Source organism: Lactobacillus sp. CBA3605 (assembly GCF_002970915.1).
Lineage (GTDB): Bacteria > Bacillota > Bacilli > Lactobacillales > Lactobacillaceae > Lactiplantibacillus.
Map to the genome: position 1 here is coordinate 580,861 of NZ_CP027190.1, position 20,717 is coordinate 601,577.

The 20,717-nt window shown below is 44.8% G+C and carries 16 protein-coding genes and 1 other annotated feature; of the genes, 4 read left to right on the top strand and 12 right to left on the bottom strand.

Annotated elements, in window-relative coordinates:
• Positions 1-6: 6 nt before the first annotated feature.
• The 10 genes from mreC to ezrA all read right to left on the bottom strand — a co-directional run bounded on the left by mreC (position 7) and on the right by ezrA (position 14,272).
• Positions 7-852, bottom strand: coding sequence for a rod shape-determining protein MreC (mreC, locus tag C5Z25_RS02935; protein ID WP_105451256.1), 846 nt, complete (start codon positions 850-852; stop codon positions 7-9).
• 70 nt (positions 853-922) lie between these two features.
• Positions 923-1,927: a rod shape-determining protein gene (locus tag C5Z25_RS02940; RefSeq protein WP_105451257.1), complete on the bottom strand. Its 1,005-nt coding sequence runs from the start codon at positions 1,925-1,927 to the stop codon at positions 923-925.
• A 222-nt stretch (positions 1,928-2,149) separates the two neighbouring features.
• Positions 2,150-2,791: a JAB domain-containing protein gene (locus C5Z25_RS02945; RefSeq protein ID WP_105451258.1), complete on the bottom strand. Its 642-nt coding sequence runs from the start codon at positions 2,789-2,791 to the stop codon at positions 2,150-2,152.
• 44 nt (positions 2,792-2,835) lie between these two features.
• On the bottom strand, positions 2,836-4,149 hold the full coding sequence (locus C5Z25_RS02950; RefSeq protein ID WP_105451259.1) for a bifunctional folylpolyglutamate synthase/dihydrofolate synthase: 1,314 nt from the start codon (positions 4,147-4,149) through the stop codon (positions 2,836-2,838).
• A 77-nt stretch (positions 4,150-4,226) separates the two neighbouring features.
• Entirely contained in the window at positions 4,227-6,896 is a 2,670-nt protein-coding gene (locus C5Z25_RS02955) for a valine--tRNA ligase (protein ID WP_105451260.1), read from the bottom strand.
• A 53-nt stretch (positions 6,897-6,949) separates the two neighbouring features.
• Positions 6,950-7,298 (bottom strand) — a binding site (T-box leader).
• Between the two features lie 37 nt (positions 7,299-7,335).
• A complete protein-coding gene (locus C5Z25_RS02960; protein ID WP_105448766.1) occupies positions 7,336-7,830 on the bottom strand; it encodes a peroxiredoxin in 495 nt (164 codons plus the stop codon).
• Between the two features lie 100 nt (positions 7,831-7,930).
• Positions 7,931-9,211 carry a hypothetical protein gene (locus tag C5Z25_RS02965; protein WP_105451261.1) on the bottom strand — a complete coding sequence of 427 codons (1,281 nt, stop codon included), beginning with the start codon at positions 9,209-9,211 and terminating at the stop codon, positions 7,931-7,933.
• 783 nt (positions 9,212-9,994) lie between these two features.
• Positions 9,995-11,212 carry a tRNA uracil 4-sulfurtransferase ThiI gene (gene thiI / locus C5Z25_RS02975; RefSeq protein ID WP_105448768.1) on the bottom strand — a complete coding sequence of 406 codons (1,218 nt, stop codon included), beginning with the start codon at positions 11,210-11,212 and terminating at the stop codon, positions 9,995-9,997.
• A gap of 17 nt (positions 11,213-11,229) precedes the next feature.
• Positions 11,230-12,384, bottom strand: coding sequence for a cysteine desulfurase family protein (locus C5Z25_RS02980; protein WP_105451263.1), 1,155 nt, complete (start codon positions 12,382-12,384; stop codon positions 11,230-11,232).
• Between the two features lie 178 nt (positions 12,385-12,562).
• The gene (gene ezrA, locus C5Z25_RS02985; protein WP_105451264.1) at positions 12,563-14,272 is read right to left on the bottom strand and encodes a septation ring formation regulator EzrA; all 1,710 of its coding nucleotides are present in this window, start codon (positions 14,270-14,272) and stop codon (positions 12,563-12,565) included.
• Positions 14,273-14,444: 172 nt separating this feature from the next.
• On the opposite strand from ezrA, the gene C5Z25_RS02990 reads away from it, so the two are divergent.
• A complete protein-coding gene (locus tag C5Z25_RS02990; protein WP_105451265.1) occupies positions 14,445-14,906 on the top strand; it encodes a GAF domain-containing protein in 462 nt (153 codons plus the stop codon).
• A 200-nt stretch (positions 14,907-15,106) separates the two neighbouring features.
• Positions 15,107-15,715, top strand: coding sequence for a 30S ribosomal protein S4 (rpsD, locus tag C5Z25_RS02995; RefSeq protein WP_105448772.1), 609 nt, complete (start codon positions 15,107-15,109; stop codon positions 15,713-15,715).
• A gap of 49 nt (positions 15,716-15,764) precedes the next feature.
• On the opposite strand, the gene C5Z25_RS03000 is transcribed toward rpsD, so the two are convergent.
• Positions 15,765-16,379 carry a DUF1054 family protein gene (locus tag C5Z25_RS03000; protein WP_105451266.1) on the bottom strand — a complete coding sequence of 205 codons (615 nt, stop codon included), beginning with the start codon at positions 16,377-16,379 and terminating at the stop codon, positions 15,765-15,767.
• Between the two features lie 79 nt (positions 16,380-16,458).
• On the opposite strand from C5Z25_RS03000, the gene C5Z25_RS03005 reads away from it, so the two are divergent.
• On the top strand, positions 16,459-16,920 hold the full coding sequence (locus C5Z25_RS03005) for a YueI family protein (RefSeq protein WP_105451267.1): 462 nt from the start codon (positions 16,459-16,461) through the stop codon (positions 16,918-16,920).
• A 65-nt stretch (positions 16,921-16,985) separates the two neighbouring features.
• Here the strand turns inward: C5Z25_RS03005 and gshAB are convergent, their stop codons facing one another.
• Positions 16,986-19,235, bottom strand: a complete 2,250-nt coding sequence (gene gshAB / locus C5Z25_RS03010; RefSeq protein ID WP_105451268.1) for a bifunctional glutamate--cysteine ligase GshA/glutathione synthetase GshB — start codon at positions 19,233-19,235, stop codon at positions 16,986-16,988.
• 134 nt (positions 19,236-19,369) lie between these two features.
• Between gshAB and C5Z25_RS03015 the strand changes: the two genes are divergently transcribed.
• Positions 19,370-20,650 (top strand): replication-associated recombination protein A, encoded by a 1,281-nt coding sequence (locus C5Z25_RS03015; RefSeq protein ID WP_105451269.1) that lies wholly within the window; start codon positions 19,370-19,372, stop codon positions 20,648-20,650.
• The last annotated feature ends 67 nt before the right edge of the window (positions 20,651-20,717 follow it).

The window sequence follows — 20,717 nt, forward strand, 5'->3', positions numbered from 1 at the left end:
CTCCCCTTATTGTTCGGCGACCGTTACGACCGTCAAATCACTAAGGTCAGCAGCGGGGGTTATCTCAACTTCAGAAGCTAACCCATAATCATCTTGTTTAACTTTGGCAACGGTGCCGACGTATAGGCCTTTAGGGGTAATCCCACCAAGCCCACTCGTGACAACCTTGTCACCTTTTTTAATCTTAACTTTAGACGTCACTGAACCCATTTCAAGTAGATTGGTACTCTTATCATAGCCAGAAACGATGCCATTAACAGTTGCGCCTTTGCTATTCGTAATCTGAATGGCAAACTTATCGGCCGTCGAACTCGTATTTGAAATTAGTTCCACTTTAGAATTGGTCTGATTAACTTCAACGACCCGGCCAATTAAGCCAGTTTGTGACATGACTGGCATATTCTTCTTGACCCCCGCCGTAGCACCTTTTGAAATCACCAATTGGTTCATCCAAGACGATGGCGTCCGGGTTAAGACATTTGCGGTCACAGCCGTATAGTTAGTCAGTGAGTCATTCAATTTTAGTTCTTTACGTAACTGTTTATTTTCAGCAGTCGTCGTTTGAGCAGTGACCTTAGCTTGCGCTAACTGATCAACTTGCTTCTTTAACTTTTGATTTTCTTGATAAGTGTTCAATAAGTCAGACACTGAATTAGTCGCGCTTTGTAACCCATTGACCGGCCAAGCAATGACTCGGTCAACTGCCCCCGCCACATCGTTCCCAAATTGTTGGACTAATGGCGGCGTTGACTTACGGTCACGAACAGCGACAGAAACGCTCATCAAGCCGAAACTGATAAGTAATAAGATGATAACAATCACCAATTTACGGTTAGAGAAAAACTTTTGCATAATGAACCCCCGGTCGAAAATCCTATGATTTAACAATAAATAAGCGGGAAGTCATCTTCCCGCTCACCTGTTATCGCTTTTTCATAACGTCGATGCTCTTGAGTGATTCTCCAGTCCCAACGGCCACACAATCGAGTGGTTCATTAGCAATGAATACTGGCACTTTAGTTTCGTCAGCAATCACTTCGGAAAGATTCTTTAATAAGGCACCACCACCGGTTAACACAATCCCATGATCAATTACATCAGAGGCAATTTCGGGAGAGGTCTCTTCCAAGGTCTCTTTAATGGCTGAAACCATTTCAGAAACAATTTCTTGGATGGCTTCGGCAACGTCAACTGCGGAAATTTCAACGGTTTTTGGTAAGCCTGAAATCAAATCACGGCCACGAATCGTTGATCCTTCAATGTCAGCTGCAGCTTCTAATGAAGCAGAACCAACGTCGATTTTCAATTGTTCGGCAGTCCGTTCACCGATTAACAAGTTAAATTTTTGACGAACATGATAGATGATTGAATCATCAATCTTATCGCCAGCCATTCGAATGGACCGACTTGACACAATTCCACCTAATGAAATGGTCGCAACATCTGTCGTTCCGCCACCAATATCAACAACCATGCTACCGGTTGGATCCATGACTGGCAAGCCAGCCCCAATCGCTGCGGCAAATGGTTCTTCAATGACGTAAGCGTCACGCGCACCAGCGACCCGAGTCGCATCAATAACGGCCCGCTTTTCAACTTCCGTCACACCACTTGGTACACAAACCATGACATATGGTTTACCGTTTGAACGGCCCAATGTCTTCTGAATAAAGTATTTCATCATCGCAACGGTGGTATCATAATCCGCAATGACCCCATCTTTCATTGGTCGAATTGCCACGATACTTGCTGGGGTTCTCCCGATCATATCTCGTGCTTCTGAGCCAACTGATACAATTTCGCCAGTTTTCGTGTTCTTCGAAACTACGGATGGTTCCCGTAACACGATTCCCTTGCCGTCAACATACACGATTGTATTGGCCGTACCGAGATCGATCCCGATATTTTTTGTCCCAAATCCGAACACTACATTCATCCCTTCATCATTTACAATTTAATTTATTTATTAGTCATAATAGTAAGTATTATAGCATAGTAGCTCAGCATTAAAAATACTGCCTGAATCCTAGCATACCGTAATCTATAAAAAAATACAGTCCCATTATTGAACTTAGATAAAATTTAACAAAAAAATGGCGCTAAGTCGAGTGATTACCCGTCCTAACCCCATTTATTTTAACACATTATATTATGAACCTATATTACAATTTAATAAGCCTCGCTCTGCAAAACTAATGTAATCCGTCGCTCCCACCACAAAACTATCCAATACCGGCACTCCCAATAAATTGCCGCTAGCCACTAAGCGTTGGGTAAATTCCGTATCTTTTGACGATGGTTCTGGATCACCACTCGGATGATTATGGGCAATCACAATTCGTGCCGTTGGACTGTCTAACGCCACGCGAAAAATTTCACGTGGATGGACAGGACACGCATTCAAGGTGCCTTGAAACACAATTTTCTGTTTAATAATTTGATTTTTAGTATTCAAACATAATAAAACTAATTGTTCTTGGTCAAGCCCTGTAAACTCCTGTATCAATTGCGCCCCTAGTTGCTGGGTTCCGTAAACTTGACCGAACTTAATGCGGGATGATGGTTGTTGTAACAACTGACCACACCGAATTGCCACTAGTAAGCTTTGCCACAGCGGCTCAGTAGCAGGTTGCAGCACCCATTCATCCACCTTTTGTGCCGGATAAGCCGTTTCAAACGCAACGGTCGACCTTTGCGCTGCGGCAGGCGCCAAAAAGCCATTGAAAAATTGTTGAATTAGCGCGTGAATCTGAGTCAGTTGTGCGTCGGTTCGATTGGTTAATAAACTCATCTAAAAGCCCCCTATTCGATATAGGTCAACTCCGTAACATCAGTCTATTCTGCTTTAAAGTAAGCCCGCACAGCCGAAATAAAATAAAGCGATCCCGTCATTAATAACACATCATCACTCGACATCTCACTAGTGACATGTACCAAGGCCGACTGCCAATCAGCAAAGATTGGTGCCGTATAACCCGATGGTAGTTCTGCTTCTAAGGTTGCGGGCGCCGTTACTTGGCGGGCATTTGGTCCTGCAAATTGGGTCAATATTAATTGCACATTGGCAAGCTGCGCCAACGTCTGAATCATTTTAGTGTGTTGTTTATCTGCTAAAACCGCAAAAATGACATACACCGTTTGTTGCTTAAAACGGCTCTTTAAGGTCGTCGCTAATTCTTGAACAGCTGGTTCATTATGCGCACCATCGATTAGAATCAACGGTGACTCATTCAGCCGTTCAAAACGACCCGGCCAAATTGTTTGTGACAAAGCTTGGCGAATATCGCGGGCTTGAACAGGTAATGATTGTTGCTGATGATACGTCAAGTAAGCTGCGAGGGCGAGGGCCGCATTATCTACTTGATAATCACCCAACAATGGGGTCGTTAATGCTTTAAAATGCTGATCAATCCCATTAAAATCAAACCGCTCTTCCCAGCCCTGTGGTGGTAACAGTCGCGTCGTAAAGTCTTGTCCCAATGTTTGCAGGGGTGCAGCTTGCTTAGCGGCCGTATCAACCATGACTGCCTGTGCTTCTGCGGGCAAGCGGCCAACCATGATTGGCACGCCAGCTTTAATAATCCCCGCCTTTTGGGTCGCAATCGCTGTTAAGGTGTGACCGAGAATCTGCATATGATCGTACCCAATCGTGGTAATAACACTTACTTTGGGCGTGAAGACATTGGTCGAGTCGTACAGCCCTCCCAACCCCACTTCAACAATGGCAATATCAATCGGTTGGGTCGCAAAATAACAAAACATCATGGCAGTGATAATTTCAAATTCCGTCGGGCCCCCAGTTGGTAACTCAGCATCCAACTTTGCAACCACTGGCTGAATCATTTGAACTAATTCAACCAAATCAGCATCACTAATCGGTTGACCATCAACACTAATCCGTTCATTGAAGCGGGTAATAAATGGCGAGGTAAAGGTCCCCACCGTCAAGCCATCGGCCATAAACAACTCGCGCAAATTGGCGACGGTCGACCCTTTGCCATTAGTCCCCGCCACATGAATGCCATTCACCTTTAATTGCGGATCACCAAGCTCGTGTAAAAATCGGCGCATCCGATCTAAAGTCGGCAACTTTTTAAACTTAGTGCGTCCATGAATAAACGCTAATGCCGTTGTATAATCGGTTATCATTACTCTTAATCCCTCCCACACTTAGCAAAAAAGGCCCCGCGACACCTTCCAGTGACCCGTAGCCTTTTTTGTAAACTTTAAGCTTGCGCTTTAATGTCAATTAATCGTTGCTTTGTAGCAGCTAACTTAGTCTTATTATCAGCTAACTTAGCTTGTTCACTAGCGACAACATCCGCTGGTGCATTTGACACAAACCGTTCGTTGCCTAACTTCTTAGTTGCCCGGGTAACTTCACCTTCAAATTTTGCTTGTTCTTTTTCAAGTTTTGCAATCTCATCATTTAAGTCAACCAGTTCAGCTAATGGCATGTAAACTTCGGCGTCACTAATCACTTGCGTCATGGCTAACTTCGGTGCCACCACCTTTGCGCCAATCGACAAACTCTTAGGATGAGCAAAGCGTTGAATATAATCTTCATTAGTCTTGAAGACTGTCTGTAAACGTGTGCTATCAGTCTTAACCAGGATATCAACTGCTGATGACAACTTAGCGTTGGCTTCGGCCCGAATACTCCGAACCGCTGTAATCAATTCGATCAAGGCTGCCATGTCTGTTTCAGCAGTAGCGTCGTCAAAGTCAGGATGATCTACTGGATAAGCGGCGACCATGAGGGATTTACCCTCGTGTGGCATTGATAACCAGATTTTTTCTGTGACAAATGGCATGATTGGTTGTAGTAAGCGGAGCACCTGGTCCAAGACATAGGCTAAAACATTTTGCGTATTTTGCTTTGCTTGGGCGTCGTCACCCGTTAAGATGGCTTTACTCATTTCAATGTACCAATCACAGAAATCATTCCAGATAAAGTTATACAAAGCCCGACCGGCTTCACCAAAATCAAACTTTTCAAAGGTCACCGTAACTTGTTTGACCGTCGTATTCAAGCGGCTTAAAATCCACTTATCTGCTAAGGTCCAGTCTGCTTTAGCGGGTAAAGTTGGCACCGTCATATCACCTAAGTTCATGATAACGTAACGGCTGGCATTCCAAATTTTGTTAATGAAGTTCCAAGCTGCGTCCATCTTCGTATAACTGAAACGCACATCTTGCCCCGCAGTTGACCCATTCGATAGGAACCAACGTAAGGCATCCGCGCCATACTTTTGAATAACATCCATCGGATCAATCCCATTACCTAAGGATTTACTCATCTTACGCCCTTGTTCATCACGAATTAAACCATGCAATAAGACGTGTTGGAACGGCCGTTTGCCAGTGAATTCCAGGCTTTGGAACATCATCCGTGAAACCCAGAAGAAGATAATATCATAACCGGTAACTAATGTATTTGTTGGGAAGTACCGCTTGAAATCAGCAGCATCTTCATCCGGCCAGCCCATGGTTGAAAATGGCCACAATGCACTTGAAAACCAGGTATCAAGCACATCGGGATCTTGTTCCCAGTTTTCAATATCCTTTGGTGGTTCAACATCCACGTAAGTCTCGCCAGTCTTTTTATTGTACCAAGCTGGAATCCGATGTCCCCACCAAAGTTGCCGTGAAATAACCCAGTCATGAACGTTTTCCATCCATTGATTAAAGGTCTCTTCAAAACGATCAGGCACAAAATCAACTTTATCAGCGGTCTTTTGGTTCTTCAATGCTTGTTCAGCTAATGGCTGCATCTTCACGAACCATTGCGTTGATAACCGGGCTTCAACTTGAACCCCAGTCCGTTCAGAATGACCAACACTATGCACAATTGGGTCAATCTTAAGCATTAAGTCTTGGGCTTCCAAATCCTTAACCATGGCTTTACGTGCTTCAAAACGATCCATACCGACGTATTTACCGGCATTTTCATTCATGGAGGCATCTTCATTCATGGTATTAATCCGCTTTAAGTCATGCCGATTTCCTACTTTAAAGTCATTAGGATCATGTGCAGGCGTGATTTTAACCATCCCAGTCCCAAATTCAGGATCAACATAAGCATCCGCAATAATCGGAATTGCCCGGTCTGCTAGTGGCAAAATAACTTGCTTACCCACGAGTTCCTTATAGCGATCATCACTCGGATTAACCGCTACCGCAGTATCGCCCATCATGGTTTCTGGCCGAGTTGTTGCAATTTCGATATAGTGCTTGCCATTGAACGTATAATCTTGATCTGCAAAGGGATACTTCACATGATAAAAAGCACCTTCGTCATCCTTATGAATAACTTCAATGTCAGACAGCGCTGTTCGCGCCTGTGGATCCCAATTAATAATGTATTCGCCCCGATAAATCAGGCCCTTTTTGTAGAGGGTGACAAAGACTTTTTTAACAGCCGCTGACACGCCTTCATCCATCGTGAAACGTTCACGTGAATAATCTAATGATAAGCCCATCTTTGACCATTGTTGCTTAATAATGCTGGCATATTCATCTTTCCAGTCCCAAACTTGCTGAATAAACTTTTCCCGGCCAAGGTCATAACGACTGATGCCCTGTTCACGTAATTTAGCTTCAACTTTAGCCTGCGTGGCAATTCCAGCATGATCCATCCCAGGCAACCAGAGTGTGTCATAGCCTTGCATCCGTTTTTGGCGAATAATAATATCTTGTAAAGCCGTATCCCAAGCATGGCCTAAATGTAACTTACCCGTGACATTGGGTGGGGGTAAAACGATGGAATATGGTTGTGCTTTTTTATCACCCGAAGGCTTAAATAAATCTTCATCGAGCCAAGTCTGATACCGACCTGCTTCCACGGCAGTCGGATCATATTTAGTTGGCATATCAGTCGTAACTTCTTCTGACATATGGAACACGTCCTTTCATTTTTGGGACAAAAAAAGGCCACTCCTCCTAGAAATACTAGGACGAATGGACTTCGCGGTACCACCTAATTTTGAAGAGCGCTCTGAAAGGCGTTCAGCTGCTGAGCATAGCCTAACTAATCGCCTGATGCGGTTTTAGCATCCGGTGATTAGTGTAGCTAGCACAAGCCGCTGCCTTTCATAGCGCGTTTCGACTATTCAGTCAAAACCTCTTCACACTTAAACTTTATTGTTAACGAACGTGTTATCCGTCCGGTCACCCCTACTACTAATTCAGGGCAACAGCTCGCAAGCTACCTTCACCTAAAAGTCGCCGAAAACTTCCAATCCCGTTTTCTTTCTGAAGACGTCTTTTTAAGCTACTCTCTTGCTCATTGCTGGCTGACACTATTGTAATGAATTTAATCACTATCGTCAATGATTATTCAAATTGTTTTAGAGCGTCTAAAGCCGCCACATAGTTTGGTTCATGACTTAAATCAGGCACGATTTCATGATAAACAATCTTCCCAGCCGCATCAGCCACATAAATGGCCCGGGTTAATGTCCCGTTATTTGGCAAGTAAAGGTTGGTTGCATACCCAAAAGAAAGGTCTTCATCTGACACCACGGTCAAATTTTTGACGCCTTCTTTAGCACACCAGCCAGCTTGATCGGCAATCGCGTTATTTGAAATGGCTAAGAAGCGGACCCCGGGATACTGGTCGGCTTGTTGGTTAAACTTCCGCGTTTGGATTGAGCAAACCCGAGTATCAATATCTGGCATCACACTAAACAAAACTGGTTTACCTAATAAATCTTTGGTTTTTAGCTTTTCATCGTGGGTCGTAAACACTTTAAATTTTGGCAACTGGTCGCCATCGGCTAATGGTTCCCCGACTAAATCTAACGGCTGATCATGAGATAATACTTGCACATCCAACACCCCTTCATAACTTGATTACACTGACACATACTAGTTTCAGTTAGCATAAGTTAAATGTACCGCAAAGTGGCAGGAGTCGCAAATAATAACTTTAGGAATTGATGAATTTTTGATTAATTTTAGCTGAATTCAAGGTCTGTTTTTGAGCGCGTTTCGCAAAGGCAGTCGCGATAGTCTGCTGGTTTTGGCCTTGAATCAATTGCCACCATTGACCAGCCACCGTTTGACTGGGAGTCCTTAACTGACCTGCTAAGCGACGCAATAAGGGCTCATAACCAGGCAATTTAAATTGCTGGACCACGGCTTGCAGCGTTTGCATCAACCAATGGCCTTCCGTGCTAAAATGCATCGGCGCTAATGGTGCTGTCAGCGCCGTCTGTTGATTGCGTTGGTCACCAACAGCCACCCAGTCATCGGCTGTTTTAGGTTCATCTAAAATCAACATGGTGATGAGAAATAGTTGCAAGAATTGTACTTGTGCCAGACTAATCCCGGTCACTGTCAAGGGATTCAAATCCAAATGTCGGATTTCCAAATATTGAACGCCCGTCCGCTTAACATCGGCGACCTGCTGACCACCACGCAACCGCACTGCGCCATAAAATTCTTGCATGCCACTTAGCTTACCTTGATCAACTAACGCCTGTAAGTCATCCCAATAATGATTAAATGACGCATAAGACACCTTAACTGAGGGGTGATTATGATACCCATAATGACTATTACGAATACTGCGGACGGGTTCTTTGGGGCCGGTTTGCGGGTCGAAAAAATGGGTCTCACTAATCGGCGTCGCTCCGAATAAATAGGTCACAAACCAACGATACCGTAAATAGTTGCGCGCCATTTTTAAATACATCGCCGTCTTAAAAGCAGATAAAGTCGCATAGTCCGTTTGTTGCTGAAATAACTGGTTCATCAAAAATGGTGAAAATTCATAGTTAAAGTGCACCCCACATAACATTTGTCGTCGCCGACCGTACACCTGCGCTAAATGTTGACGATAAGCGACGGCTTGGAAATCGGCCAACTGCGCAATGGGAATGTTTTGCGTCAGTCTTGGTAACGCCGGTGGCATGCTCAACGGCCAAATCAGTTCATCTGGTGCTAAGACGCATTGCGTCGTTTGATGTAACTGCATCAAGCTAGCCATGAGGGCCGTGGGTGACGTCGTGATGGGTGTGACTAACTCTAATTGCGATTCTGCAAAATCACGACCAATCCCCAATTCAGTCTGTAACTTTGTGGGAAAGGCCGTCATCGCCAATTGCCCGGCCGGGGTTATCCGCTGGCCTTCCCGCTCAACACCGAAACGACCAGCTAGTAACGTCGCTGCAGTTGCCTTGGCCCGTAACAACGGTTTAAAGTTCATCCTCGCCACCTCCGTATCCTACTCAGTAGAAATTAATGACATTATTTTATCATTTTTCAGCTATAACTTTAGTAATATTGCACTAATTAGCCGGACTTGGTTTAGCGAACGAAAAAACTGCTTAGTTAACAACCAATACCGCAGCAAGCTCAAGTTGGCCCAGCTAAGTCATACCTTGGAAAATAAATTCAAGTAAAAAAAACGAGCTCAGGATTATCCCAAGCTCGTTGCTTAAACGTTTAAATTAGTGTGGTCACCATGTCCTGCATTGCCGAAACGTGCTCACCACCACTGCCCCTGTGCTTAGGGACGTCACGAGCACCATGCTTAGAACCGCATGATACTCGAACCCGATGGTGCTTTTTTGCCGAAACGTGCTCACCACCACTGCCTCCTGTGCTTAGGGACGTCACGAGCACCATGCTTAGAACCGCATGATACTCGAACCCGATGGTGCTTTTTTGCCGAAACGTGCTCACCACCACTGCCTCCTGTGCTTAGGGACGTCACGAGCACCATGCTTAGAACCGCATGATACTCGAACCCGATTGTGCTTTTTTGCCGAAACGTGCTCACCACCACTGCCTCCTGTGCTTAGCTACGTCACGAGCACCATGCTTAGAACCGCATGATACTCGAACCCGATTGTGCTTTTTTGCCGAAACGTGCTCACCACCACTGCCTCCTGTGCTTAGCTACGTCACGAGCACCATGCTTAGAACCGCATGATACTCGTGACTAGGCTATGCTCGGAAGCAACCCGTGGTGGTGAGCACTCTTGTTTTACAACAATTCCGCAAAAACATCTTCTTGGGCATTCATATAATTCTCACCCGGTTTAATTTCGCTAATCTTAATCCCGTCCATGGCCCGTTGCATTAAGCCTGCCACGTCAATCCGTTCTTCATATGAACGTGACCGGTCGAGCTTAGGATGCGTCTTAGGTGCTGGTGGTGCAAAAATCGTACAGCAGTCTTCAAATGGCATGATTGATAAGTTATACGTATCAATCTTTTCCGCTACTTTAATGATTTCAGTCTTGTCCATTGAAATCACTGGTCGCAATACAGGAAGTGCCGTCACGTCATTGATGGCAATCATACTGTCCATCGTCTGTGAGGCCACTTGACCTAAAGATTCGCCATTAAAAATAGCCTTACCATGGCGTTCCCGCGTAATGGCATCCATTAGACGCATCATTAACCGTCGTTGAACCGTCATTAAATAACCTTCAGGAACCTTTTCTTTGATTTCTTCTTGGATTTCCGTAAATGGAATCTGGATAAACTTCACACTACCGGAATAGCTCGCTAACGTTGAGGCCAATTGCTTGGCTTTGGCTAACGCTTGTTCACTCGTATATGGCGGACTAAAGAAGTGCACCATCTCCATATCAACACCACGCTTCATGCCTAAGTATCCGGCAACAGGTGAATCAATCCCACCAGACAGCATCAACATTCCTTTGCCAGCAGTTCCAACCGGCAAGCCCCCAGCACCGTTAATGGTCTCAGAAGATAGGAAAATGCCATTCATGCGAACTTCTACCCGAATGACGATATCGGGATGTTGCATCTTCACTTGAATACCAGCAACATGATCTAGAATTTGGCCACCTAACATGTCATTGATTTCGTTCGTGTCGTATTCAAAATGATGATCAGAACGACGAGTATTGACCTTAAACGTCATCCCTGGTTTGAATTGCGCCTGCACCATGGCAATCGCCGTAGCATAAACCTCATCCATATCTTGAGCGACCCGAATACTGGGTGAAAAGTTTTGAATCCCAAAAACCAATTGTAAACGATCCATGACACCTTGTGCATCTTCATCATGTAATGAGATATGCATCCGGTCACGGTCAGCATGTACTTTTAACGTGGGAAAGTCGTGGAGCGCTTTGCGGACGTTACGGCCTAAGCTATCAATAAAGTTGCGGCGATTCTTGCCCTTAGTTGATAGTTCGCCATAACGCACCATAATTTCAGTATATTGCATTAACAGGTTCCTTTCAGTTATGCGTCAGCATTGATCTTAGAAAATTTCTGATATAAGTTATCGAAGACACGATTAAATTCATCCGCTTCGGCCAACGTATTGTTCTCATCTAAACTAATCCGAATGGCACTCGTGGCAATCGCTTCTGGTACTTGCATGGCCATTAGCGTACTAGAAGCCAAATGTTTTTTAGATGAACAGGCACTCGTCGTCGAAATGTAAATGCCTTGGTCTTCGAAAGCATGCACGATAGTTTCACCACGAACCCCATTAATCGTAAAACACAAAATATGGGGTGCAAACCCAGTCGTTGGTTGACTAAAAATAGTGACTTTCGGCAGATCTTTGATATGGTCATAGACCCGTTGCTTGATGGCTCGTTCACGGGCAACTTTAGTCGTTTCATCCGTTAATAAGAGACGTAAGGCTTTCGCCATTCCTGCAATTGCTGGCACATTTTCCGTGCCTGAACGCCAATTATCTTCTTGACCGCCACCCGTCATTAATGGCGCTAATTTGCGACCTTGGCGGGCATAAATAAAGCCCACGCCGCGGGGCGCATGAAACTTATGCCCCGAAAAAGTGACGAAATCAACTCGATCATTCATAATCAAGTTTTGAATTCCTTTGCCAATTCCTTGGACAGCATCCACATGAAAATGAATCTTAGGATAGGGTTTTAAAATCTCAGCTACATCTAACAACGGTTGAATCGTGCCAATTTCATTATTGACAGCCATCACTGATACTAAAATCGTATCGGGTCGAATCGCCGCTTTTAAGTCGGCGGGATTAATCCGGCCCTCTTGATCGACCGGTAAGTACGTAATATCAAAACCTAAATCAGCCAATTGTTCCATTGAATTATGAATCGCCGGATGTTCAACCGCTGTGGTAATGAGGTGTTTCCCAAAACTCCGCTTTTCAATGGCGGTACCTTTAACGACCCAATTATCGCCTTCAGTTCCCCCAGAGGTAAAGAAGATTTCACTCGTTTTCGCACCAATTAAATCCGCAATTTGATGCCGCGATTGTTCCAATAAATGAAACGCATTTTCACCAAAATTGTGTAAACTTGATGGGTTACCCCACACCTTTTGCGACACCTTAGCATAGGTTTCAACCACTGCTGGAGCAGCTTGCGTCGTCGCACTATTATCAAAATAAATCATACATGAGCCTTCACTTTCCAAAAAAGTAGCGCTAAGCACTTACTTTCGATAAGAATTCTTTGCAATTATACCAAATAATCACGTTGAAACAAGTCCTGCTGTCTGGCCGTTCACCAGTCCGGCCACCAACTAAGCCACCATTATCCCAATAAAAAACCACCGTCACCGGTGGTTTTGCTTACTCAACATCATCTTTCTTTTGCGCATAATAACTATCTTCAATTCGTTTATAAGCACCTGGATCGACCTTGTCAATGGCCGTCGCAATCACTTCTAAACTGTGGGCATAGTCGTGGTCCTCATTAAATAATTGTTGTGCAGATACACTAGCCGCTTGAATCTCTTCATGATTCGTTTTATAGCGATTCGCATACTGCAGTAGTTGTTCGGCTAAAATCGCTGAATCCATTAAATCAGTTGTTTTTTCTTTTAAGGTTGCCAAGTCAGCTTGAATCACAATCAACTGTTTCGTAATATCATCCATATTAATCACTAACTTATTAATATCGTGATCTAAGCGTTCGATTTCTTTGCTGACAACAAAAAAATAGTCCAAATAAGCTTGCGGTAACCCTGGCAAATTGAGATTTTCCACTTGCCGTTTAATGGCATGAATTTCGAAATCAAAGCGTTGTAACGTTGATTGGGCTTTTGATTCTTCAGCCGCTAAGCCAGCGACACCCTTATCAATTGCAACTTGCTCTTCCTCAATCCCCTTTAATTGCGTTGCTTGATCAGTATAATGCGCCGCAATTTGGCTATAGACTGCTTGCTTACTCGTGATAGCCGTGACATCGGCTTGATAAACAGACTCAATATTTTTCAACTGTTCATTAAGTTCCCGCGTGCGTTCAACTTCATGGTCATTCAACGTATAGCTTTGTGCTAACCGATCCAATTCAATCTGTAACCGATGATTTTGATTCATCGCATGCGTTAGAAATTGACTGATTTCAGCTTGTTTTTCATCAACAACCGCTTTCGCATCAATCTCGACCTGTAGCACATCGTAGATATGATCAATCCGCTTCTCAATGGCATGGTTACCGGCTTCAGCCTCGGCGACCTTTAACTCGCCAAGCAACGCTGTGTTCGCATCAATCGCTTGCTTCAAGGATTGAATTTCAGGCTCAATCGTGGCAACTTCGAAATGAAAATGTTGGTCAACTAATTGCTGATATCCCGTCGCCAATTCCTTGATTTGATCTGGAAAGCCAGTGACCAAATCCTTATAAATTGGTGGAATCCGGTCAATATCTGCTTCTAAAGCACTCGTATCATGCCGCAACTGGTCTAATACTTGTTCAGCCGCATCATGATCGCCCGCTTTCGCTAACTGTGAAAACCGATCAAAATCACTTTCAAGATTAGCAAGGCGATCTTCTAATTGGTCGATACTTGGCCCAAACGAAAAGTTTTGTGATAACAAGGTTTTTCGTAAATTCTGATATTTCTTTTCTAGTTGTGCGACTGCTTGCCGATGCGCTTGATCAGCGTCATCTAACGCTTTCAATCCTTGTCGTGTCTCATCAATACTTGTTTTGATGATGGCTAAGGCTTGGCTGGCTTTTTTCAGATTCTGCCGGGCCTCGACGAATTTGATTTTGCGCGTCAATTCTTTGGTTTGCGTCAACTGTTCACTGACCGCTGGTAACCGATCATTTTGAACCACTTGATCGTCATTTTGGAGCGTCGCTAACTTTTCTAACGAGCCACCGGTTAATCCCAGTCCTTCGATTTTTTCAAAATCAGTTGCTTGTGCAGCGGCGACTAACGCTTGCTGCTGCGACGTTAGCTGCTGAATTTGTTTATCTATGTACAGTTGAAATCCTTTGATCGCAGCGTAAATCACAATCGCGACAACCACAATACCGATTGCTACTTGCATATAAATGCCCCTTACTTAATTTAAATTACTGTATAATAGTTTAGTTGTTAGTTCACCCTGTCGAACTGCAACCTTGCATTTTGCTACCATTCCAATTAAAATCTAACACAAATTATAGCATAGTCGCAATTATCAAACAGTATGAATTTATTAACTTCTAGGAGGATTTTTTATGTCAACGACCGAAACATCACTTATGAACCAACAATTAGATGCCCTACTCTATGAAGAAACCAACTTAATCGCGAATTTAGCGAACGCCAGTGCCTTAATTAAGACGACCGATACTGGCCTTAATTGGGCCGGCTTTTACTTATATAATAGTGAGACCGACCAGCTTGACTTGGGCCCATTCCAAGGTAAAGTCGCTTGTATGCATATCAAAGGTGGTGCTGGCGTAGTCGGTACCGCCTTTGACGAACAAACTAGTCGTCGGGTCGCTGATGTTCATCAATTCCCGGGGCACATCGCCTGTGATAGTGCCAGTAATTCAGAATTAGTCGTGCCCATCACAAAAAATGGCCGTAAAATTGGCGTTTTAGACTTAGATTCACCTGATCTCGATCATTTCAGTGCTGCCGCTGAAGCTGAGATGGTAGAATTTGTCGCTATTTTGACGCAACACATTGACTAATGAGGTCTTTGCATGCTATGCTACTCATTGTGTAAAATAATGCAGCAGTAAGTGGTAAGCTCGTCAACAGATTGGTGCCAGTTAATGGTCAGTTAGTAACCTGCGGCTGCAATGGTGAAAACTGCAGTCTAATCTGAACGAATATCGAACTTACATCGGATTATTTTACTCCAACTAAAATTTATTGGAGGATACAACATATGTCTCGTTATACAGGTCCAAGTTGGAAGATCTCCCGTCGTTTGGGAATGTCTCTTTCAGGTACTGGTAAAGAATTAGCTCGTCGTCCTTATGCTCCTGGTGATCATGGTCAAGGTCGTCACCCAAAGCTTTCTGAATACGGTACGCAATTACGCGAAAAGCAAAAGTTACGGATGATGTACGGTTTAACTGAACGTCAATTCTCTAACTTATTCCTTAAAGCTGGTAAGATTCGCGAAGGTAAGCATGGTGTTAACTTCATGATCTTACTCGAACGTCGTTTAGACAACATGGTTTATCGTTTAGGTTTGGCTACTACTCGTCGCCAAGCTCGTCAATTGGTAAACCATGGTCACATCACTGTTGATGGCAAACGTGTTGACATTCCTTCATACGAAGTTAAAGTCGGCCAAGTTATCTCAGTTCGTGACAAGTCTAAGAAGTTAATCGTGATTACGGGTGCTGTTGAAGCCGTCGTTTCACGTCCTAACTTTGTTTCATTCGATGCTGATAAGCTCGAAGGTTCATTGACTCGTTTACCAGAACGTGAAGAACTTGAAGCAGATATCGACGAATCACTTATCGTTGAATACTACAACAAACTTTAATTTCCGGTCGTTAAAAACACGTCGCATTTGCGGCGTGTTTTTTTGCGTCCTAGGCTTCTAAAGCCTGCATAATCGCCATATAAATTGGGCTTAACGTCACCAGCGTCTGCTTTAGGCACGCTAACTGGTCAGCGTCATTTTGCAATAATGGTGAGGCTAACATTAAGCTACGCCCGGTGACTAATTCACTATGACGATACTGGTCAAACTTCGTAATCGTCTTCGTGATATTGTTCGGTGTAGCCGGTTCGGTCTGAGCGACTGCATGATTATGACTAATCACATAATCAGCGGATAACGGTGCCAACCAGGCCTGTAAGTCAGCTGGCGTCACTTGTGCTTGTAGCGCCGTCTTCCCCTCATCCAATAAATCTAAATAGATAAAAAGTCGATCCGGCCATAATCCTAGTTCGAAATGCGGTAACGCTTTATACCGCCGATGATCATCACTAAAGGCCACCCAAGTATCGACCGGTGGATTTTTATACCGCCGCAAATGTTGGGCCACGTGAGCATAAAATGGTCGCCCAGTTTGCGTCGTCAAAGTTGGGATTAGTTGAGCGGCTATGGCCTCAAACTTTGGATCGATGACCGTTTTAATTAAGTGCATCCGGCCCGCTAAAGTCGGCTCATCAAAAATCTTAAAATCACTTGCTGTAAACATGTTTATCCCCCTCTATCCATCGCTTTTGCCTACAGAACATGCTACAATATTATGATAATCGGAGAAAGGATGTTTGACAATGGCTGACACAGATAAGCAACCCGTTGATCGACTACAAACCGCGATGCATGGGACCCCTGAACTGCATCCAGATCAACAACATAAATATTTAGGCACGTTTCGCGAGCGGGTTGAAGTTGCCGTCACCGTCTACCAAATCAAGCGCCATCACTACGTTGATCAATTGAATCAAGCGTTTCAGGCGCACCCAGATTATCGCCTCTTAATTAATGGCAATCTTGACCAAGATATTCTGGGTCCTTATCTAAGGGCAGTTGCCCAGACGGATGTGCAATTCACCATCAAAACGGACGCTGTTTATCGGACTGAGGATACCAACTATGCCCTCGTCTTTGCCGCGCCGACCGCGATTAATCAAGCAAATATTGATATTGACCAGTGTTATCAACCGATCAATGACACCCCCAACAAACCCACTAAATCAACTGGTTTGTTAGGACACTTTAAAAAGTTACTTTAACAAAAACAAGCTTGGGTTGCGCCCAGGCTTGTTTTTTTGGCTCTAATTTGATTTTAAGTCACCGCTTACGCGGGAAATAATTGATCTAATAATTGGGTCGCAACTGGTTGCGCCGTCCCAAACATGGGAAAACAATGCGGATAAAGAAACGGTGCTGCATGGATGCCCAAGTAAACAGCCATTTCCGGATGCTCCGGCGTTAGTTCCGCATAGAGATTGGGAATCATGACATCAATCCCAGCGACTTGTAGCTTCAAAGCTGCCGCCAACGCTTCCACCGCATCAATGTAGGACTGATGCATATCAGCCGTAGCATCTAGGCCATCTGCGCCGTTACCAAAAGTTGCATCTTCCCGCAACAAGATTTGGGTGCCCCGACCAACGACTTGATCTAAATCCAAATGATAAGATGCTAACCGATACCGTTCGACCGTCCCCAACTTAAGCGTTGATTGCGGCGCTTTAAATGCTGGTCCCCGTAATGCCCGTGCATTTTTACGATCTAATAACATTTGTACCGTTGCGCGACCATCGCCGACAATATTGGCCGGAATCCGTTCAAGGATTGCGGTGACGCGGCCGCCAATCACCATAAACCGATAACTTGACCCCACTACTAATTCTTCAGCCATCACACTTTTAGTTTGTTCGAATAGCTGCTGGACAACTTGTTCAAATAATTGCCGTTCGGGCATGATTCGAAAAGCGACTACGGCATGGGATTGATCGGTCGCTTTCAAGACAATTCCGCCACCACGAACATAGCGATCATAATCTTTAATCAATTGATTAGCGGTGTGATAAGTTTGCGATGCGGGCACCGCCACGCCCTGCTCCGCCATGATTTGCTTGGCCGCGACTTTATGTGTTAAAACGGTTGTTAACGCTTGGGGATTCAAGTCGGTTCCACTCCCATTAACTACTAATTTGGCCCGATCACCTTGGGTCAATCGTAATATATCAGCTGTGGTCGAGACCACATCCACCTTAATCCCACGCGCCAACGCTAGCTCGATTAATAATTGACTCGATAAACTCAAGTCCGTAAAACCAGGTAATTCGAACGGCGTCGTTTGCGTCGCAGCCTGATAAGTTTTGGCCTGCTCAAGGGCCCAAGCTAAGGTATCCGGTGCCATGGCAATTTGGGCACTCAATGTCTGCTTCGGGTCCGCAATGCGTGGCTTTAAAGCCGTTAACATTGCAACATCACTAGCTGGTAACCCTTGGGCCGTGGCAAAATCCCGTAACGCATCTAAAACTTGTCGGGCCGGTTCCGCTTGCACACTCGCCGTCGTCGGATTTTCAGCAGTCACTTGCGTCATTAGTTTGTCCGCTTGTGTGTTGACCTGGCTAACCATGGCCGTTGGTAAGGCTGGCATCATCACAAAGTAACTGGCTAATAACCGCATAAATGCCAACGCTTGGGGATTAACCCCAGTTGCTTGGGTCGGGTCTAAATCTAGTCCTCGAAATTCTAAATAGTATACCCCCTGTTGACCAAGATCGGTTAATTGACCATTACTTCGTAACCGGACTGGCCCCGCAAAATCCCGGTCCGTCGCTAGTTGTCCTTGCCGAACCGCTGCTTGAATCTTCGTGACGTACCGGTCAATTGAACTATAATCGCCAACAACCTGATTGAGCCGGTTATGTGGCGCCTGCACACTCGTTCGTTGCCGTTTCGACTGCGTATCTGTCACCATCAAGGTTGGGGTGGCACCGAATAGGTACTGAATCAGCCAGTCCATTCGCACAAAACCTTGGGCAACTTTCAAATAAATGGCATTGCGAAATTCAACATAACTAGCATACTGTTGGTGAAACTTTTCGGTATATAAACGCATAAATAATTGTTCATTAAAGCTTAAATTAACATGGACACCAGTCGTCATCAGTTTCGTTATGTCACTGGTCTTTGCCTGCGCTTGACGGCGATTGAAGCCGGCCACGTCCGCATCGGCCAACGGAATCTGCGTCTGATCTGCTGGCAAAATTGGCGTACTGGATAATGGCCATAGATACTCATCCGCCGCCAAAGCCCGGCGTGCCGTTGTATTCAGCCCCTTCAAGTAAGCCATCAATGGGGTAATAGCGGCAAAAGCTGGCGTGGTTACCTTTAATTGGGTTTGCGCAAAACCATTATGCAACTGCCGGTTCTTTCGCTGATTGCCAAACGCAGTGGGATAAGGCTGAGTGCTTAACTCCCCTTGACCATTGATTCGTTGCATCGTGACTTCTAAGCCTAAGTTCATCTGGTGTACCAGGGGCACTAATTGATACTGCTTAATCGCTTGCCCAACTGCATCTAATTTCATTTTATCAATCCTTATCTATTTTATAATTTTACTGATAACCTCTGTCCCCAACATTAAACCGAATCTTTCAGGGTATCCACCCTTAAATGTTATAATAGTTGGGACTAGTTTTGCAAGAACAAGGAGGAGAACGGATGCAACAACCATTAGCTTATCGCATGCGACCCCAAACCATTGAAGAAGTTGTTGGGCAACGCCAACTGGTTGGTCCCGGTAAGATTATTGCCCGAATGGTCACGGCCAAACGCCTCTCATCAATGATTCTATACGGTCCACCCGGTACTGGCAAGACCAGTATCGCAAGTGCCATCGCTGGTTCAACCAAATATGCCTTTCGCATGTTGAACGCCGCAACCGATAGTAAAAAACAATTACAAATTGTTGCTGAAGAAGCCAAAATGAGTGGGACCGTCATTTTATTACTAGATGAAATCCATCGGCTCGATAAAACCAAACAAGATTTTTTATTGCCACATTTAGAAAGCGGCCGCATTATTTTAATCGGCGCCACGACGGAAAATCCTTACATCAGCATTAATCCGGCGATTCGCAGTCGGACTCAGATTTTTCAAGTGACGCCATTAACACCAACTGACATTGAAATTGCCGTTAAGCGGGCGCTACAAGATGATAAGCGTGGACTAGGTCAATATCACGTAGATCTCGATCCAGCCGCCTTACATCATTTGTGTACCGCTACGGATGGTGATTTACGAAGTGCTTTAAACGGCTTAGAACTGGCCGTCTTATCATCGTCCCCCACGGAACAGGACCATCGTGAAATTACGCAACCAATTATTGAAGAATGTTTACAGAAAAAGGCCCTCTCCGCTGATAAAGATGGCGATGCACACTATGATGTCATCTCAGCCTTCCAAAAGTCAATTCGGGGGTCAGACGCTAATGCCGCCTTGCATTACATGGCGCGGCTCGTTGAAGCTGGTGACTTAAAAAGTTTGACTCGCCGACTGCTGGTCATCGCTTATGAAGATATCGGCTTAGCCAACCCGCCTGCATGCCAGCGAGCAGTCGCTGCGGTTCAAGCTGCCGATCAATTGGGCTTTCCAGAGGCCCGGATTCCATTGGCTAACGCCGTCATTGAATTAGCGTTATCACCAAAATCCAATTCAGCGATGACCGCCATTGACAGTGCCTTAGAAAAAGTCCGCGCTGGTCACTTTGGTGATGTTCCAGCCGACTTAAAAGACGCGCACTATGCCGGTGCTGCTAAGTTAGGCCATGGGATTGGTTACGACTTTCCCCATGATCATCCTGGTGATTGGGTTGCGCAACAATATTTGCCAGACGCCATTAAACACGCAGAGTATTATCAGCCCAAAGCCAACGGCCGCTTTGAACCGGCCTTAGGTGACCAATATCATAAATTGCTTAAAGCCAATCAGCGTAACCGTTAACATGATTATGCCTAGGGCCATCGTTGCAACTTTAAAGCGAATATGCTAGACTAATAGTCGAAATTAC

Bases quoted from the DNA above. Each gene is read 5' to 3' on its own strand.
- mreC (WP_105451256.1), bottom strand. From the start codon at position 852: ATGCAAAAGTTTTTCTCTAACCGTAAATTGGTGATTGTTATCATCTTA.
- C5Z25_RS02945 (WP_105451258.1), bottom strand. From the start codon at position 2,791: ATGAGTTTATTAACCAATCGAACCGACGCACAACTGACTCAGATTCAC.
- C5Z25_RS02950 (WP_105451259.1), bottom strand. From the start codon at position 4,149: ATGATAACCGATTATACAACGGCATTAGCGTTTATTCATGGACGCACT.
- C5Z25_RS02955 (WP_105451260.1), bottom strand. From the start codon at position 6,896: ATGTCAGAAGAAGTTACGACTGATATGCCAACTAAATATGATCCGACT.
- C5Z25_RS02965 (WP_105451261.1), bottom strand. From the start codon at position 9,211: ATGAACTTTAAACCGTTGTTACGGGCCAAGGCAACTGCAGCGACGTTA.
- thiI (WP_105448768.1), bottom strand. From the start codon at position 11,212: ATGCAATATACTGAAATTATGGTGCGTTATGGCGAACTATCAACTAAG.
- C5Z25_RS02980 (WP_105451263.1), bottom strand. From the start codon at position 12,384: ATGATTTATTTTGATAATAGTGCGACGACGCAAGCTGCTCCAGCAGTG.
- ezrA (WP_105451264.1), bottom strand. From the start codon at position 14,272: ATGCAAGTAGCAATCGGTATTGTGGTTGTCGCGATTGTGATTTACGCT.
- C5Z25_RS02990 (WP_105451265.1), top strand. From the start codon at position 14,445: ATGTCAACGACCGAAACATCACTTATGAACCAACAATTAGATGCCCTA.
- rpsD (WP_105448772.1), top strand. From the start codon at position 15,107: ATGTCTCGTTATACAGGTCCAAGTTGGAAGATCTCCCGTCGTTTGGGA.
- C5Z25_RS03000 (WP_105451266.1), bottom strand. From the start codon at position 16,379: ATGTTTACAGCAAGTGATTTTAAGATTTTTGATGAGCCGACTTTAGCG.
- C5Z25_RS03005 (WP_105451267.1), top strand. From the start codon at position 16,459: ATGGCTGACACAGATAAGCAACCCGTTGATCGACTACAAACCGCGATG.
- gshAB (WP_105451268.1), bottom strand. From the start codon at position 19,235: ATGAAATTAGATGCAGTTGGGCAAGCGATTAAGCAGTATCAATTAGTG.
- C5Z25_RS03015 (WP_105451269.1), top strand. From the start codon at position 19,370: ATGCAACAACCATTAGCTTATCGCATGCGACCCCAAACCATTGAAGAA.